This window comes from Dysgonomonas sp. HDW5A, assembly GCF_011299555.1.
Classification (GTDB): domain Bacteria; phylum Bacteroidota; class Bacteroidia; order Bacteroidales; family Dysgonomonadaceae; genus Dysgonomonas_A.
The window spans coordinates 3,593,014-3,610,319 of record NZ_CP049857.1; the positions used below are offsets into that span (position 1 = coordinate 3,593,014).

12 protein-coding genes are annotated in these 17,306 nt (G+C 35.7%); 9 read left to right on the forward strand and 3 right to left on the reverse strand.

Annotated features, from left to right (window positions below):
* The first annotated feature begins 34 nt into the window (after window positions 1-34).
* The 3 genes from G7050_RS14925 (at window position 35) to G7050_RS14935 (ending at window position 2,700) form a co-directional block, all read left to right on the forward strand.
* Window positions 35-934: a DUF4835 family protein gene (locus tag G7050_RS14925; RefSeq protein ID WP_166116851.1), complete on the forward strand. Its 900-nt coding sequence runs from the start codon at window positions 35-37 to the stop codon at window positions 932-934.
* A 101-nt stretch (window positions 935-1,035) separates the two neighbouring features.
* Complete coding sequence (locus tag G7050_RS14930; protein WP_166116853.1) at window positions 1,036-1,401, forward strand: BlaI/MecI/CopY family transcriptional regulator; 366 nt, start codon at window positions 1,036-1,038, stop codon at window positions 1,399-1,401.
* Window positions 1,402-1,422: 21 nt separating this feature from the next.
* Complete coding sequence (locus G7050_RS14935) at window positions 1,423-2,700, forward strand: M56 family metallopeptidase (protein ID WP_166116855.1); 1,278 nt, start codon at window positions 1,423-1,425, stop codon at window positions 2,698-2,700.
* A 59-nt stretch (window positions 2,701-2,759) separates the two neighbouring features.
* Here G7050_RS14935 and mfd read toward each other — a convergent pair whose 3' ends face one another.
* Window positions 2,760-6,092: a transcription-repair coupling factor gene (gene mfd / locus G7050_RS14940; protein WP_166116857.1), complete on the reverse strand. Its 3,333-nt coding sequence runs from the start codon at window positions 6,090-6,092 to the stop codon at window positions 2,760-2,762.
* A gap of 166 nt (window positions 6,093-6,258) precedes the next feature.
* On the opposite strand from mfd, the gene G7050_RS14945 reads away from it, so the two are divergent.
* On the forward strand, window positions 6,259-6,999 hold the full coding sequence (locus tag G7050_RS14945; RefSeq protein ID WP_166116859.1) for a polyprenol monophosphomannose synthase: 741 nt from the start codon (window positions 6,259-6,261) through the stop codon (window positions 6,997-6,999).
* Here the strand turns inward: G7050_RS14945 and G7050_RS14950 are convergent.
* The gene (locus tag G7050_RS14950; RefSeq protein WP_166116862.1) at window positions 6,996-7,868 is read right to left on the reverse strand and encodes a hypothetical protein; all 873 of its coding nucleotides are present in this window, start codon (window positions 7,866-7,868) and stop codon (window positions 6,996-6,998) included. The genes G7050_RS14945 and G7050_RS14950 overlap by 4 nt on opposite strands.
* Before the next feature lie 286 nt (window positions 7,869-8,154).
* Here G7050_RS14950 and trmD point away from each other — a divergent pair, with 286 nt between their 5' ends.
* On the forward strand, window positions 8,155-8,835 hold the full coding sequence (gene trmD / locus G7050_RS14955; RefSeq protein ID WP_166116864.1) for a tRNA (guanosine(37)-N1)-methyltransferase TrmD: 681 nt from the start codon (window positions 8,155-8,157) through the stop codon (window positions 8,833-8,835).
* A gap of 50 nt (window positions 8,836-8,885) precedes the next feature.
* Here trmD and G7050_RS14960 read toward each other — a convergent pair whose 3' ends face one another.
* Window positions 8,886-11,336 carry a BamA/TamA family outer membrane protein gene (locus tag G7050_RS14960; RefSeq protein WP_166116866.1) on the reverse strand — a complete coding sequence of 817 codons (2,451 nt, stop codon included), beginning with the start codon at window positions 11,334-11,336 and terminating at the stop codon, window positions 8,886-8,888.
* Between the two features lie 198 nt (window positions 11,337-11,534).
* On the opposite strand from G7050_RS14960, the gene G7050_RS14965 reads away from it, so the two are divergent.
* The 4 genes from G7050_RS14965 (at window position 11,535) to G7050_RS14980 (ending at window position 17,268) form a co-directional block, all read left to right on the forward strand.
* Window positions 11,535-12,305: an RNA methyltransferase gene (locus tag G7050_RS14965; RefSeq protein WP_166116868.1), complete on the forward strand. Its 771-nt coding sequence runs from the start codon at window positions 11,535-11,537 to the stop codon at window positions 12,303-12,305.
* Between the two features lie 214 nt (window positions 12,306-12,519).
* On the forward strand, window positions 12,520-14,481 hold the full coding sequence (locus G7050_RS14970; RefSeq protein WP_166116870.1) for an amylo-alpha-1,6-glucosidase: 1,962 nt from the start codon (window positions 12,520-12,522) through the stop codon (window positions 14,479-14,481).
* Between the two features lie 30 nt (window positions 14,482-14,511).
* A complete protein-coding gene (locus G7050_RS14975; RefSeq protein WP_166116872.1) occupies window positions 14,512-15,792 on the forward strand; it encodes a glycosyltransferase family 4 protein in 1,281 nt (426 codons plus the stop codon).
* Between the two features lie 129 nt (window positions 15,793-15,921).
* Window positions 15,922-17,268, forward strand: a complete 1,347-nt coding sequence (locus tag G7050_RS14980) for a glycoside hydrolase family 57 protein (protein WP_166116874.1) — start codon at window positions 15,922-15,924, stop codon at window positions 17,266-17,268.
* Window positions 17,269-17,306: the final 38 nt, after the last annotated feature.

Consider the following 17,306-nt stretch of genomic DNA (forward strand, 5'->3'; position numbering starts at 1 on the left):
ATAAATAGTTGTACATTACTTAACAATGTTTTGAATGAAAAAGTTATACTTTATATATATCCTCTGCATGTTTATTTCGGGTTCCGGCTTAATAAAAGCCCAAGAGCTGAATATGAAGGTAACTCTCAATACAAGCCAGATTCAGGGTACGGACAAAAGCGTCTTTGATAAAATTGAAGAGTCTTTGAATCAGTTGGTGAATGATCGAAAGTGGACGGATGCGACTTTTGCTGTCAATGAATTGATTGAAGGCTCTATCTTGATTACCATTAATGAAGTTCAGGAGAATTCTTATAAAGGCGAAATTCAGATCATCGTAAATCGTCCTGTTTACAATGCAACATACAATACTCCACTATTAAATTATAGGGATACTGAATTTGAATTCAGTTATTTATTGGGTGAAAATTTAGAATATATAGAGAATAATATAAATAGCAATCTGGTAGCTACCGTTGCTTACTATGTTTATATAGTCTTAGGTCTCGATTTTGACTCTTATGCTTTGAATGGAGGCAAGCCTTATTATGAAAAAGCAATGCAGATTGTGAATAATGCCCAGTCGCTTAATACCAAAGGGTGGGCTCCTTTCGGTGGAGACCGAAACAGGTATGCTATGGCTTTGGCTCTGACAGAGGAGAGTTCTTCGGTATTTCATTCGATGTGGTACAATTATCACCGCAAAGGTTTGGATGAGATGGCTGCCAACCCTTCACGTGGGCGTGCAGGGGTAATTGCCACAATTCCCGATTTGCAGACTATATATAAAGCTCGCCCTGCATCGGCTATACTCTCTTTTTATGGCGATACTAAGCTCGATGAGCTGGTTAATATCTATTCGGAGGCTACTTCTGAAGAAAAAAACGAGGCTTATAAAATACTTCAGCCTATTTTCCCAACTAAAAGGTATATTATTGATAAAATAAAAAAGTAAGGCGAATAGCTTTATTTTTAAGTAGTTCTCTTGGATATCTGAAAACTATATGTATATTTACGAAAAAATAGTAGTTTTACGTAAATGAAATAATTAATTATATGGAAAAGCTAACTCATCAGGAAGAAACAGTAATGCTACATATCTGGCAACTCAAAGAATGTGTGGTCAAAGATATTGTGAATGAAATGCAAGAGCCTAAACCTCCTTATACTACAGTAGCTTCGATAGTGCGAAACCTCGAGCAGAAGGGATATTTAAACTCTAAAAGATATGCCAATGTGAATGTTTATTCTCCTCGAGTGGCAGAAGATGAGTATAAGAAAGTATTTATGTCGGGAATTGTAAAAAGTTATTTTGAAAACTCTTACAAAGAGCTAGTATCATTTTTTGCAAAAGAAGAAAAAATATCCTCCTCTGATCTGGAAGAAATAATCCGTATGATAGAAGAAGGGCGGAAAAGCTAATTACCTAAGCAATTTTATACCATGGAAAATCTAATTATATCCTATGCAGTTAAAGCATCACTAGCTATGATTCTATTGTATGGATTATATGTACTATGCTTTAGAAACGACACCTTTAATAAAACCAAACGGTTTTACCTGCTATTCATAGTCTTGTTTTCACTCGTTTATCCCTTTTGTAAATTGAACATAGCTACCGTTGGTAATATAGCTATTTATGAGGCAATACTACCTCAAATAGAGGTGACAGATAATTTACAGGTTGATAATGATCAAACGTTTGCATTGGGAATGAACGATTTGTTATTATTGTTTTTTTTCAGTGGGATAGTTGTATTATTTGTACGCCTATTCATTCAGCTGTTAGGAATAATAAAGCTCAGACTTATAAATTACTCTCAAACCAGCCTCAATTATAGGATCATCAGCCTTGATAAGACAATAACACCTTTTTCTTTTTTCAATTGGATATTTATACCTACCAATGGCTTTAAACAGGAAGATGTAGATGTAATGATGGCTCATGAGGAAGAGCATGCCGATCAGTTTCATTCTTTTGATATACTCCTTAGCGAATTGTTTTGCATTTTATTTTGGTGGAATCCTATTGCATGGTTATTAAAAAGAGAGATCAAAATAAACCTCGAATATCTAGCCGATAAAGGAGTTCTTGAAAAAGGCATAGAGGCAAAAAAATACCAGTATTTATTATTACAAGTTATAAAACCTAGCGCTACTATACATATTGTTAACAATTTTAATGTTTCACAATTAAAAAAACGTATTACTATGATTAATAAAAAAAGAACCTCAGGAATTCTATCTTTTAAGTATTTGTTGGCATTGCCCATTATTGCTTTAATGCTGATCGGGAATGCTCAGAATACATTTTCGCAACAAAAGGAAAAGGTCGAAATAGCGTCTTTAACCGAAAACCCTACAACATCGGAAGACCAGTTACCTCCTTTTGTAATGGTTGAACAAATGCCTCAGTTCGCCGGAGGGGAAAGTGCTATGATGCAATATATCGGTACAAATTTAAAGTATCCCGAATCGGCAGCAAAAGAAAACATTGAAGGAAGAGTTGTACTTCGTTTTGTTGTAACAAAAACCGGAGATATTAAAGATGTATCTGTTATAAGAGGCCTCGATTCACGATGTGATGAGGAAGCAATGAGAGTTGTGCGTGCAATGCCCAAATGGACTCCGGGCAAGCAAGGAGGAAAAGATGTTGATGTATATTATACTTTGCCTATTTTATATAAATTACAGAAAGAGACTCCAAAGACAACTAATTGAACCATTGTAAAATAATCAGATAAAATAAAAAGAGCAGAAATAAAATTTCTGCTCTTTTTTTATTCTTGTAGAAAAATATCATTCAATACATTGTATGCTTTTTCAACATTGTCTATATGCTTAATGATGATAGATCGCTTTCCTTGGTTTTCCCTTAGCTGACAATCTCGGTGATGCCCTTGTACATAACTTAGAAGCTTATCAAAGGCTTGTGATTGGTAGTATAACGAATCGGGGTTCGAAACCAGATACAGTAACATTTGTCCTTTTTTCAGAATAACTTTCTCGATACTCAGGTATTTTGCGATTCTGCGGATACGGATAACACCGATGAGATCTAAACCTTCCTGTGGAATTTTACCAAAACGGTCTTCCAGCATTTTTACAAATTCGGTTATTTCTTCCTCTTTTTCCAGATTATTAAGAGTACTGTAAATAGATATACGCTCCGAATCGTTGGGTATATAGATTGGAGGAAACAGAAGCTCTAGATCACTTTCAATAAGCACATCATCAACGAAATTATCACCTTTGTTTTTTTTACCGTCTTTACTCTCGTGATATAGCTCGGCAAATTCGTTGTTCTTTAACTCGGTAACAGCTTCAGTTAATATCTTTTGATAGGCTTCATATCCTAAGTCGGCAATAAAGCCGCTTTGTTCGGCTCCTAACAAGTTTCCTGCACCTCTTATGTCTAGATCTTGCATGGCTATATGTATACCGCTGCCTAATTCTGCAAAGTTTTCGATAGCCTGCAATCTTCGTTTAGCTTCAATCGTTAAACTATCCAGCGGAGGAGCAAGCAGATAACAGAACGCTTTACGGTTGCCACGTCCAACACGTCCTCGTAGCTGATGCAGATCGCTTAGCCCAAATCGTTGAGCGTTATTTATAATTATAGTATTGGCATTGGGTATATCTATTCCCGATTCTATAATAGAAGTTGCAATCAGTACATCATATTCGTAATCCACAAAGTCAGTGATTATTTCCTCTAACTTCGTGGGAGGCATCTGTCCGTGGGCTACTGCAATACGTGCATCAGGAACACCTTTGCGTATGGTTGCTTCTATTTCGGGTAAATTATTTATCCTGTTATTAAGGAAGAATACCTGTCCGTTTCGACTCATTTCGAAGTTGATAGCTTCTGCTATGATTTGAGGGTCGAAAGTATGTACCTCCGTTTGCGTAGGATATCGGTTGGGTGGGGGAGTTGTGATTGTCGAAAGGTCACGGGCACCCATCAACGAGAATTGAAGTGTCCTTGGGATAGGCGTAGCAGTCATAGTCAATGTATCTACATTAGACTTCATTTGCTTTAACTTCTCTTTTACAGAAACTCCAAATTTTTGTTCTTCATCAATAATTAATAGCCCTAGATCTTTGAATTGAATATCTTTATTGACAATTCGGTGTGTACCAATAAGAATATCAATTTCTCCTTTTTTTAATTTATCAAGTAGTTCTTTTACAGCAGCCGGTTTTCTCGCTCTACTGATGTAGTCTACTTTGCATGGGAAATCTTTTAAACGATCTCTGAAAGTTTTAAAGTGTTGAGTTGCCAAAACGGTAGTCGGGACAAGAACAGCTACTTGTTTATTGTCAGCAACCGCTTTAAATGCTGCTCTTACTGCAACTTCTGTTTTTCCAAACCCGACATCGCCACAGATAAGCCTGTCCATCGGACGATGATTCTCCATATCTTTTTTGACATCGGCTGTAGCTGTTACTTGGTCGGGAGTATCTTCGTATATAAATGATGCTTCGAGCTCATTTTGCATGAAAGTGTCAGGTGAGAACTTGAAGCCTTCTTCTTCGTTTCGTTTCGAATATAAAATGATAAGATCACGGGCAATGTCTTTAAGACGTTTTTTCGTGTTTTCTTTCATTTTCTGCCATGCACCCGATCCTAATTTATTTAAACGAGGAGCTTCTCCATCCTTACCTCTGTATTTTGATATTTTATATAAAGAGTGTATTGGTACAAATATGGCATCATTATTCAGATAAGTAATCTTAATATGTTCTTGCAGCTTTTCGTTCACGATAAGTCTGACAAGCCCGCCGAATTTACCAACTCCATGATCGTTATGAACAACAAAGTCACCTATTTGCAATTGCTTTAATTCTTTAAGGCTTAAAGCAATTTTTCCGGTGCGGGCATTGTCCGATTTTAGGTTGTACTTATGAAAACGATCAAAAATCTGATGATCCGTAAAACAGCATATTTTTAAAGTCTGGTCGTAAAAACCTTCATGCAGAGTCTTATTGATAGGTATCAACGGTATATTATCCCCTCTGTCGTCAAAAATTGTTTTCAGACGTTCAATTTGCTTCATACTATCACTCAGAATATAAATTGTATATCCTTGAGCCATAAAATCATGAAGGCTTCTACTTACTAAATCAAAGTTTTTATGGTAAATCGGCTGTAAAGCTGTTTGATATTCAAAAGCAGCATCGGCTACACCAAAGCAGGTATTACCGAATTGCATTTTTTTGAATTTGAGAATCTCGTTTGTAAAAAGAGGTTCGGATATTAGTTTCGATTGAATATCATCTTCGTATTCAGGATTATCTAATATCGCACTATCTTCGAATATAGAATTGAGCCGTCCTTGTATCCACGAGTAATCTTTGAATCCGATGATTGTTTCCGAAGGTAACAGGCTTAGCAGAGAGTCTTGAAGTTGACTAGCCTTAGACATTTCGGGAATAATCTGAATAGAAGTCAATTGTTCTTTCGATAACTGACTTTCGATGTCAAAACGTCTGATTGTTTCTACCTCATCGCCAAAGAAGTCGATACGAAAAGGGTACTCGCTCGAATACGAAAAAACGTCTAATATACTACCTCTTATGGCATACTGACCGGGTTCATATACATACTCCGTATATTCGAAACCATACGAATCGAGAACTTCCGATACAAATGCAGAGTCTATTTTTTCATCTACAGTAATACGCAGGGTATTCTCTTTAAGGGTATCTTTTGATACAACCTTTTCGGCGATGGCTTCGGGATAGGTAACTATAATAAGAGGCGTATCTTCTCCTTGCAGACGACTTAATACTTCGGTCCTGAGTATTGCATTTGCAGGGTCAGGTTGTCCGTATTTAATTGACCGTTTGTAAGCAGACGGAAAAAAAAGTACATCCTTAGATCCTAATAGCTGGGTAAGGTCATGATAAAAATATCCTGCTGTTTCCAGATCATCCAGTATGTATAAATATTGCCCTTTTTTTTGATTAAATAAGGCTGAAACAAATACCGACCACGAAGACCCAAGTAAACCTTTGATATGTAGGTTTTTGTCTTTTTTTAGAGTGCTTGATATTGCTTTTATGCTTGTATGTCCGTCAAAAAGATGGAGAGGAGAAATCGATTCCAAAATAGAGTTGTTTTATAGAAACAAAGGTAATAATAATTGAAGATTGGAGCAATACACTAATAAATAAAAGAGAAATGACGATTTTTTGATGAAAAATATTTAAAAATTACGCAATATGTATACACTGAATGGGGGAATAACTAATTTTGAGTAAAATTATAAAGTGATGTCGGATTCTATTGTTATTATTCCAACTTATAACGAAAAAGAGAATATCGAAAAAATGATTGAAACGGTTTTTGCCCTTTCAAAGCTTTTTCATATTCTTATAGTTGATGATGGTTCTCCTGATGGAACGGCTACTATTGTAAAGCGGCTGCAGGAAAAATATTCGGACTCGTTATTTTTATTGGAGAGGAAAGGAAAGCAAGGGTTAGGAACAGCCTATATTGCAGGTTTTAAATGGGCTTTAGCTCGCGACTACCAGTATGTCTTTGAAATGGATGCTGATTTTTCTCATGATCCGAATGATTTGATTCATCTTTATGATGCATGTTCGACAGGAGGTGCGGATATGGCAATAGGTTCACGCTATTCGACAGGGGTAAATGTTGTGAATTGGCCTATGGGACGGGTTATTATGTCGTTTTACGCTTCCAAGTATGTCAAGCTAATCACCGGAATGAATATACACGATGCTACTGCGGGGTTTGTTTGTTATAGACGAAATGTACTTGAGGTTATTGATTTAGATAAGATCCGATTTAAAGGGTATGCATTCCAGATCGAAATGAAGTATACTGCTTATACTTTAGGCTTTAAACTGAAAGAAGTCTCTATCATTTTTGTAAATCGGGTTTTAGGCGAATCTAAAATGAATGCAGGTATTTTTGGCGAAGCTTTTTATGGTGTAATAAGACTCCGAATCAATAAAATAATGGGCAGAATTAAAGGTAATAAAACTTAAATAATTTTTATTTTCTTATTTATTGATGGTAATAGAATCATAAGGTCATTTATAAACAAAGCGACTTTTTTTGTGTCTTTTATACTAGCTAAAGGTATTTCATATGGCTTTTTATCTCTATTAGTTCTTATGGAAATGTTCGTTGTATATGAACCCTCATAAAGTAATTTTACGATTGTAATTGAATCAATTTCAGAAAAATGACATTTTGATTTGAAAAATCCATAAAAAGAACTTTCAACAGTCTGGTTATTAATGTCAATATTTACTTTTTTACCTGCAAGAAGAAGAAAGGCAGTAGATATTAGTAGCATAATATAGTGGTAGTATGAGTCGAGCTGTTCAAATACTTCTAAGTACATAAAAAGTACAAATGGAAGTACAATGAAAATTAAAAGAGTAAGACTTTTCTCTTGATAACAATAACGTTCTCTATGTATTTCATGAAATAAATGTAATTTTTGTTCTATAGCCGTAATGTTAGGTTCTATAATTGTGTTTTCAGTTAATAGTTCCTCTATTTTTACTATAGCTTTATAATATATTTCTTTCATCTTCTTGGATCTTTTCCTCAGAGTAGGGGTTAGCCTTATACCTGCTCCATATATATCATCTTTAAAAATCAGTTCATACATGTATGTTTGAAGAATATAAATTGATCCGCTTTCGGAGTATTGGATTCTGTTGACATTTTCTAATAATCCGATCTTTTTATTTTCAAAGAGACTCTTTCTTCTGACAGTCCTCTCTTTAATATCAATTATTATTTGTGTGTTACTTAGAATAATGCACAAGACCAATATAATTAAAGGAATAAGGATTGCTAAACATATTAGATTAATACTTATATCGAGACCTTGTTTATTCATAGAAAAAAAAAACAGAAATACTAAGCATAGGCAGACTCGTGAAAAAGATAATTCCTAAAGCTAAAAAATCTTGTCGTTTGGGGTAAAAGATAATTTTATCTTCTTTAATTTCATATAGTTTCATGAGATATTTATTCTTGTAAGATTTAGTATGGATATGCTTCTCTTAAAATAACTTGCAAATATATACTAAAGTTTATCGTCGAACTAATAAAAAAGTCTACGACTTTAATCATTTATTTTTGTTTATTTTTGTCTGCTGAATCAGACCATTATAATTAAAAGAATGAGAATAGATATTATAAGCGTACTTCCTCAAATGCTCGAAGGGGCAATTAATTGCTCGATCCTTAAACGGGCACAGGATAAAAATCTTGTTGAAATTCAACTTCATAATTTACGCGATTATTCCACAGATAAACATCATCGGGTAGACGATTATCCTTTTGGGGGAGAGGCAGGTATGGTAATGCAGATTGAACCGATTGATAATATTATTTCTCTCCTGAAAAGTCAGAGAACTTATGATGAAGTAATATTTACTTCGCCCGATGGAGAACGATTCGATCAGAAAATGGCAAACAGAATGTCCTCATTCGAAAATATAATTATCCTTTGTGGTCATTATAAAGGAATTGATTATAGAATCAGAGAACATCTGATAACTAAAGAAATATCGATTGGTGATTATGTCCTTACCGGAGGAGAATTGGCGGCAGCTATAATTACTGATGCTATAGTTCGCTTAATTCCCGGCGCAATTGGTGACGAGCAGTCGGCTCTTTCGGATTCGTTTCAGGATAATCTATTAGCTCCTCCTGTATATACCCGTCCGGCAGAATACAAAGGCTGGAAAGTTCCTGATATATTATTATCCGGTCACGAGGCTAAAATTGATGAATGGAAATTGCAACAAGCTATATCAAGAACCAAACTACTCAGACCCGACCTGCTAGAAGATAAGTAATAAATAAAACTTACTTTATATTCAAGCTAAACCATAAGAGTTTCGAAACCTTAGAAAGGGTAACCAACTGCAATATGCCAAGCTGTATTTTCTCTGAAATTAAGAGGTTTTAATATAGACCATTTTGATTGGTAACCGTCTACTACTTGGTATCCGCTGGCATCGGTTCTGTAAATAGGAATATCCGCAGGATTGTATACTTTCCATCCACAATCAAGACGAATGATAACAAATTCGAGATCAAGTCTTATCCCTAGTCCCCAAGCATACGCAATTTGTTTGTAGAAGCTGTCGACCTTAAACTCACCTTTATCTTGTCGGTCACTGCCTCTGATAGTCCATATATTACCCGCATCAACAAATGTAGCCAGTTCGAGTTTCCAGAATACTTTGCTTCGGTATTCTATGTTAGCGTCGAACCTTAAGTCGCCCGACTGGTCATTAAAATTGGCATCTGCTCTGTAAAAAGCTCCCGGACCTAATTCGCGGGCTGCCCATCCTCTAACACTGTTGGCTCCTCCCGAGAAGAAACGTTTTTCGAAAGGTACTTGCTTATTATTGCCATAGGCATAGGCTATGCCGCCCCCTAATCGCCAAGCTAAAGCATTTTTATCATCTATGCGTATCGATTTGCTGTAATCTATATTTCCTCGTACGTATTGGGCAAAGAAAGTATCAAAGATTTTTCTTGATCCGGTTTCGGGGTCTCTTTCGATTTTAGCTAATGCTGCTACCAATGCAAGTGCATTACCTGCAGTCTCAACAGATGCTCTTAATGAATAAGTAGATCTGTTGTTTCTTCTATTTGATCCGATAAGTCCTGGTGCTACGGCATTTGTTTTGTAGTAAGTATATCCTGTACTGACAATAAATTGATCGGTAAAGCTATATAATTTAGCATTGGGTGACAGGGTACTTTCGAATCTGGGATCCAAACGGGGTATGTGTGCATAACTAATTTCTATAAGATCAAGCGTATGCCTTACCGTGTTATTTGTACGGTTTTCCCAAATATATTTTACTCCTGTAGAGAAAACTGTTCTTGTAAAATAATTAGGGCGGCGTTGATACGTATAACTTGATACGACTTGAGTGGAAGCTCTTAATCTTCGCCTTAGATCGTGGCTGAGAAAAGGAAATAGAAATCTGGGGAAAGTAAGCGATGTTTCTCCTCCTATTTCAAAGTAATTGTCTCTAAAGCTCGAAAAGTTAGGTGTAACTGCTTCATAAGAACCCCTTAGTTTAGCATTAAACAGTTCAGAACCCTTAAAAGCATTTCGGTGTACATATCCTAGACTAGCACCTACACCGAAGAAGCCGGCTGAGTTTGTACCTTCTATTTCGGCAGATATACCTTGTCTTTTGTCGGGAACTGCTGTAATTATACATCTGAGTTTTGTGGAGTCACCTTCAAGATATTCTTCGTACTTTATATTTATATTCTTCAGAATATGTAGTTGCGACAATGAATTGTATGTCGTTGAAACTTGATTTTCGTTATAAAGAGATTGAGGTTGTATGTAGCAATTTTCTAAAATAACGAAAGGTTTAATATATCGTCCTCTTGCACCATAAAATATGCGGTATTTGCCTCTTGTAACGGTATCGGTAGCTTGGTAATGGTTGATGTCTCCGTCGGCAATAGGATCATAATCAACATAGATATCTATTCCGTCTACATAATATTGTCGGTGAGGTACCTCTGTTACATCATTATTTCCTATACGCTGTGTGAAAGGATAGATGATAAGCTCTAGATCAACTTTGTTTTCCTTATCTATTGTATCAGCCACAAAGCCGATGTATTCTTTATTAAATGCCATGTAACCATTTCGTCTCAATATGGAGGTGACACGATTACGCTCTTCATCCAACAGATCAAGATCAAATCTATCACCTTCCTTTAATAGATTCCCCCTGCTAAGGTATCTATTAAGACTTACTCGCGTCGAATCTGATGTGGTTGCCCTCCTTCTGCGTAATGGAAATGACTTGTTAATAATGCCTGCATCAAATACTGTATCACTTATATTTATTTTATAGCTTTCGATATTTGAGGCTGCACCTGATTTTACATCGTATATAACCTTTGCTTTTTTATCTTTCTCTATAATCTTAGGTTCAACCTGAGCTTGCAAATAACCTTTGTTATTCATTATTCGCTCCAGAGTAACTACTGTTGGTTCTACTTGCGTGCTGTCATATAAAACAGGTGGTTCGCCTCCTCTCTTCAATGCTCTATTGTACCATTTGGTGGAATCTTTCCCTGATAAATTGTACATAAATAGAGGAAGCTTGAATATTTCGAAAGTTTTGAAATTTGCTTTTTGCTTCACATAAGGTTCCAGATCGAAGAATGAAACATCTTTTGCATCTACTTTTACGGTAGCCACATCAAGCAGAAGTTCGTTGTCGGGAACATATTTGGTGGTACTGCAAGAGTAGCCAAGCAATAATAAAAAACTGATAAAGAAAATTATATTTTGAAGTCTGAATTTCATTTATTGAGATGTATAAGTAACATTAAATATTTATTGCTACATTTTATGATCCGTTATTCTTTCGTCAGAAGATAAAAGGTTTGTGACGTTGAAAAATGATCGGCTATTTAAAAAATGACAAATTTAGGATATAATTATATCTTTTTTGTAGATTTGTCTAACAAAGAATTATTAAATAATGTTGGTTATCATAGTTAAATGAGTTTAAGCAAGAATAAAATAAAATACATACAATCCTTAAAGGATAAAAAAAGTCGTGAAGAACACCGGACTTTTGTTGTTGAGGGAGATAAAATGGTATCTGAATTAATTGGCTTTGTAAAATGCCAATTGCTTATAGCTACTCCTGATTTTGTTCAAACAAATCAAATTCATGATAATAATATCGAAGAGATTGTAGAAGTATCTAAATTAGAATTATCTAAAGCCAGTTTCCTTAAAAATCCCCAGCAAGCTTTAGGCGTTTTTTATCAACCTCATTATATATTAGAGACAAACCAATTAAGAAATCAATTAATCTTAGCATTAGATTGTATTCAGGATCCCGGAAACTTAGGCACAATAATAAGGTTAGCCGACTGGTATGGTATTGAAAATATAATTTGTTCAATGGATACGGTTGACGTTTATAATCCCAAAGTAGTACAGGCAACAATGGGGGCTCTGGCTAGAGTGAAAGTTCACTATGTTGATCTATACGAATGTTTGAGAAATATGCAGGAAGTACTCCCTCTTTATGGAACCTTTCTGGATGGAAAGAACATGTATCAGCAAGAACTGTCAGAGACGGGCATTATTGTCATGGGGAACGAAGGAAACGGTATCAGCCCCAAAATCGAAACACTTATAACAAACAAACTTTTTATCCCGAATTATCCTCCACAAAGGGAAACATCCGAGTCTTTAAATGTAGCAATTGCTACCGCTATTATTTGTACTGAATTTAGACGCCGTTTGCAAAAACAATAAAGGTATATGTGGTGTTATAAATAAGTAGAGTAACTAAATGATGCTCAGATTAATTTAGACTGGAAATTTTTCGGTCTCAATTTAGGTTGTCCCCATTTTGATAAAATGTTATAAAACATTCTGGATTTTAAGGTTTGAATGAATAAATTTCTTAAATTTAGGATGTATTTATTTTATTATGTCGCTTTACTAAAACAAAACACTATTATATACTATGAGCTATCTAACTTTTAATAAAGATGAATTAGTTAATCTACAATATTCATTGCATCGTGAGATTTTAAGTACCAATAGAGCAGGTGCATATATGAGTACAACTATTGTTGGTTGTAATACTCGTAAGTATCATGGTTTGTTGGTTTGCCCTATTGAAGAATTTAATGGCGAAAGCTATGTTTTGCTTTCTTCTTTAGATGAAACAGTCATTCAGCACGATCAATCATTTAATTTGGGTATACATCAATATCCGGGAGGTGTATACAGTCCACGAGGGCATAAGTATATTATAGATTTTGAGTTTGAACCTACACCAACTCTAATTTATAGGGTAGGAGGAGTTGTGCTCAAAAAAGAGTTTTTGATGGAGCATAATGCAGATCGTATACTGATGAGGTATACTCTGATGGAAGCTCATTCAGATACAACATTGCGTTTGAGACCTTTTCTTTCTTTTAGAAACAGGCATCAATTAAGTAAGGCTAATTTATTTGTTAATACAGATACTGATAGAATCGAAAATGGTATAGCATCAAAGTTATATGCAGGATTTCCGACTCTTAACATGCAATTAAGCAAAAAAAATGAGTTTGTAGATAATCCAGATTGGTATTATAATATAGAATATTCACAAGAGAAAGAACGTGGTTATGATTTCCAGGAAGATCTATTTACGCCTGGATATCTGGAAATGCCTATAAAAAAAGGTGAAAGTATAATTTTTTCAGCGTCCTTAAAAGAAGAAAAAGTAAAAACTTTAGCAGACGCTTTCGATAAGGGACTTGCTTCTCGTCAGCCGAAAGATAGTTTTGTTAATTGTTTGAAGAATTCAGCCACACAATTCATTGTTCAACAAGGCAAAGATACAGAGGTTATAGCAGGTTATCCATGGTTTGGACGTTGGGGACGCGATACATTTATTGCCTTGCCCGGACTTACACTAGCAGCTAATTACGATTTAGAAAGCTGTAAAGGGGTACTTGATACCATGTCGGGAGAAGTTAATAACGGTTTATTTCCCAATATAGGAAAGAGCGATCATGCAGCCTATAATTCGGTAGATGCACCCATGTGGTATTTTTGGGCTATACAAAAATATGCAGAGGCTGTAAATGATAAAAAAACGGTCTGGTCCTCTTATGGCGAAAAGATGAAGGCTGTTTTAAATGCTTTTAGATCAGGTGTCAATGAGCATATTATGATGCACGATAACGGACTTATTTGGGCCGGTCAAGAAGGTAAAGCCCTTACTTGGATGGATGCTGTGGTTGCCGAAGGCCCTGTAACACCCCGCAGAGGATATGCAGTAGAAATAAACGCTCTTTGGTATAATGCAATACAATTTACAATAGAACTAGCCGAAGCAAATGGCGATAAAGCTTTTGTTTCGGAATGGAAAGACTTGGCAGAACGCATAAAAGAAAGCTATATCACAACCTTCTGGAATGAAGACCTTGGATATTTAGCTGATTATGTAGATGAAAACGGTCAGAATTTAGATATACGCTCTAATCAGGTTATAGCGACCTCATTACCTTATAGTCCCATTAGTGATGAGATTAAAAGTCATGTGCTGAATGTGATAAAAAGAGAATTGCTTACTCTTAAAGGTTTGAGAACATTATCCCCGGGTCATCCTGACTACAAAGGGATATATAGTGGCGATCAGAGAACACGCGATTTAGCCTATCACCAAGGTACTGTTTGGGTATGGCAATTGAGTCATTATATAGAAGCTAACTTTAAACTTTATGGAGATGCTTTTTATGGAGATGCCAAATGGATTGTAGAGCATTTTGAAGAAGATATGACAGATTACGGAATTTGCAGTATAGCTGAGGTGTATGACGGTAATCCTCCTCACCATCCGGGCGGAAGTATTTCGCAAGCCTGGAGTGTCAGTGAAGTCCTCCGTATTCTCCAAATGATAGAACAACACAAAAAACAAGACAAAAAATAATAAAAATTACCTAAAATGCTATGATCTAGTATGAAAGTATTAATGTTTGGTTGGGAGTTTCCTCCCCATATATCAGGAGGACTAGGTACTGCCTGTTATGGATTAACAAAAGGATTGGCACAACAAGGAGTTGAGGTCCTGTTTGTTATGCCTAAGGCTGTAGGCGATGAAGACTCCAGCATCGGGAAAATAATCAATGCTAGTGATGTAGAAATGCCTTCGACAACATCTTACACAGATGATTTTTGGCAGAATGTAAGTTTCCTACCTGTCAGTTCAGGGCTTATTCCTTATTTAGGATTAGAAGAATACGAACAGTATGTATCCGAAACTGAAAGTGGAGGAGGACAACGCTCTTTTACCCATCTTGGAGGCAAGTTTCCCTTTTCGGGGAAATACGGTACAAACCTGATGGAGGAAGTAAGAAATTATGCTTATGTTGCTTCTAAAATAGCCAGAGAAAATGATTTTGATGTGATTCATGCTCATGATTGGCTTACTTATCTGGCAGGCATTGTTGCAAAAAAGATCTCAGGAAAACCTTTAGTGGTACATGTACATGCTACAGAGTTTGACCGAAGTGGCGAAAATGTAAACAGGGTTGTTTATGACCTCGAGCGCTTGGGAATGGAACAAGCAGATGCTGTGATAGCGGTAAGTAATTTGACGCGAAATATTGTTATAAACCGATATGGTATTGATAAGTCGCGAGTCTTTACAGTACACAATGCCGTAGATTTTTCAGGACGTAAAGAAATTTTGATTAAGAAGGCGGTTAAAGAGAAGGTAATCACTTTTCTGGGGCGTATTACTTATCAAAAAGGTCCGGAGTATTTCATAGAAGCAGCAAGTAAGGTATTGAAACGTTATCCGAATGTGCGTTTTGTGATGGCAGGAAGTGGCGATATGATGAATAAAATGGTACAGCGTGTTGCCAAATTACGTATCGGATCTAAGTTTTCATTTACAGGTTTTCTAACGGGAGATGATGTAAATCAGATGTATGCCCAAAGTGATGTATATGTAATGCCATCTGTTTCGGAGCCTTTTGGTATATCACCGTTGGAAGCTATGCGTACAGGAGTACCTGTTATCATATCTAATCAATCGGGAGTAGCAGAGGTATTGGAACATGCCATGAAAGTTAACTTTTGGGATATAGATGCTTTAGCTGATGCTATGTATGGGTTACTAGCTTATCCGACTCTAACAACTACTCTTAAAGTAAAAGGGACGGAAGAAGTTAATTCTTTGAACTGGGATGACAGTGCTATTAGAGTAAAAGATGTATATGAAAAAATGTTAGATTGACCCTAAACTATTAAATAATATAATTTAGTGCCTTTATTCGTAATCTTTGACAACACCATTTACTTTATAAGCTTAAACCCTTATGATACTTTTAATAACGCAAAATATAACAGACATACATAATTAGTCATGAAAAAAACTTTATGCTTTTATTTTCAGATACACTTACCTTTTCAATTAAGGAGATATCGCTTCTTTGATATAGGAAATTCCCATCAATATTATGATGAGTTTAGTATCCGTACTTATTTACAAAAGATTGTAGAACAGTGTTACTTACCAATGAATAGGGTATTGTTGGATATCATTCAAGAATATGGTAGCAAATTTAAAGTAGCATTCTCAATCACAGGTGAAACCATAGAGCAACTCGAAAAATATGCACCTCAGGTATTAGACAGCTTTAGAGAGTTGGCAGCAACAGGTTCTGTCGAATTTATGTGTGAAACCTATGCCCATTCACTCGCTTTTCTGAAAGATGAAAAAGAGTTGGAACGTCAGCTGAAAAAACAAGCGGCAACTATTAAAAAGTACTTTAATCAAGAGCCGGTAACAGCTCGTTTGACTGGGCTTATGTACTCGGATCAGATAGGAGAGAGAGTTGCAAAACTAGGTTTTAAAGCTATTGTAACCGAAGGAGCTAAACACGTTTTAGGTTGGAAAAGTCCCAATTATGTATATAGCAATGTAAATAACCCCAATTTAAAAGTACTGTTAAGAAATTTTCATTTAAGTGATGATATCGCATATCGTTTTTCGGACACAACATGGAGTGAATGGCCGGTAACAAGTGAAAAATTTGCAAGTTGGTTAGATGTTGTAAATGAGAGCGATGAGGTGGTTAATCTCTTTATGGATTATATTACATTCGGAAACCGACACCCTCGATCTACAGGTATATTCGAGTTTATGCGCTATTTACCAAAAGAGGTGTTTAGTCATGGTAAATTTGAATTCCTTACACCATCAGAAGTAATCAAGAAACATACACCTGTTGGTCCTGTACATGTACCATATCCAATCTCTTGGTCGGAAGAAGAACGCGATCTAAGCATCTGGTTGGGAAATGACTTGCAAAACGATGCCTTTACATCCCTTTGTGATCTGGGCGAAAAAGTGCGATTTGTTGATGATGCCGAATTAACCCAAGATTGGGAGCGCTTGCAGGATAGCGATCATTACTATTATATGTGTACCAAATGGATGTCGGATGCATCGTCTCGCCGATTTAAGAGTGTATACTCAAGTCCTTATGATGCATATATTAATTATATGAATGTGTTAAGTGATTTAATTTCACGAGTAAATGATGCTATAGCAGAAAAGATTTCTTTATTGAAGAAAGACAGTCATTATGCAGATGAGTTATCAAAATTCATTACATGTGATGAAACAGAATATTCATCATTACAAATAAAAAAAATAGCAGAGTTATTGGGTAAGAAGACTGTTAAATCGGTATCAGAATCCGTTTAATTTATTTTTACAAAAAACAGGTCTTAAGATCTTAATTT

Coding starts and splice junctions, on each gene's coding strand:
- G7050_RS14925 (WP_166116851.1), top strand. CDS start 35: ATGAAAAAGTTATACTTTATATATATCCTCTGCATGTTTATTTCGGGT.
- G7050_RS14930 (WP_166116853.1), top strand. CDS start 1,036: ATGGAAAAGCTAACTCATCAGGAAGAAACAGTAATGCTACATATCTGG.
- G7050_RS14935 (WP_166116855.1), top strand. CDS start 1,423: ATGGAAAATCTAATTATATCCTATGCAGTTAAAGCATCACTAGCTATG.
- G7050_RS14945 (WP_166116859.1), top strand. CDS start 6,259: ATGTCGGATTCTATTGTTATTATTCCAACTTATAACGAAAAAGAGAAT.
- G7050_RS14950 (WP_166116862.1), bottom strand. CDS start 7,868: ATGAATAAACAAGGTCTCGATATAAGTATTAATCTAATATGTTTAGCA.
- trmD (WP_166116864.1), top strand. CDS start 8,155: ATGAGAATAGATATTATAAGCGTACTTCCTCAAATGCTCGAAGGGGCA.
- G7050_RS14960 (WP_166116866.1), bottom strand. CDS start 11,336: ATGAAATTCAGACTTCAAAATATAATTTTCTTTATCAGTTTTTTATTA.
- G7050_RS14965 (WP_166116868.1), top strand. CDS start 11,535: ATGAGTTTAAGCAAGAATAAAATAAAATACATACAATCCTTAAAGGAT.
- G7050_RS14970 (WP_166116870.1), top strand. CDS start 12,520: ATGAGCTATCTAACTTTTAATAAAGATGAATTAGTTAATCTACAATAT.
- G7050_RS14975 (WP_166116872.1), top strand. CDS start 14,512: ATGAAAGTATTAATGTTTGGTTGGGAGTTTCCTCCCCATATATCAGGA.
- G7050_RS14980 (WP_166116874.1), top strand. CDS start 15,922: ATGAAAAAAACTTTATGCTTTTATTTTCAGATACACTTACCTTTTCAA.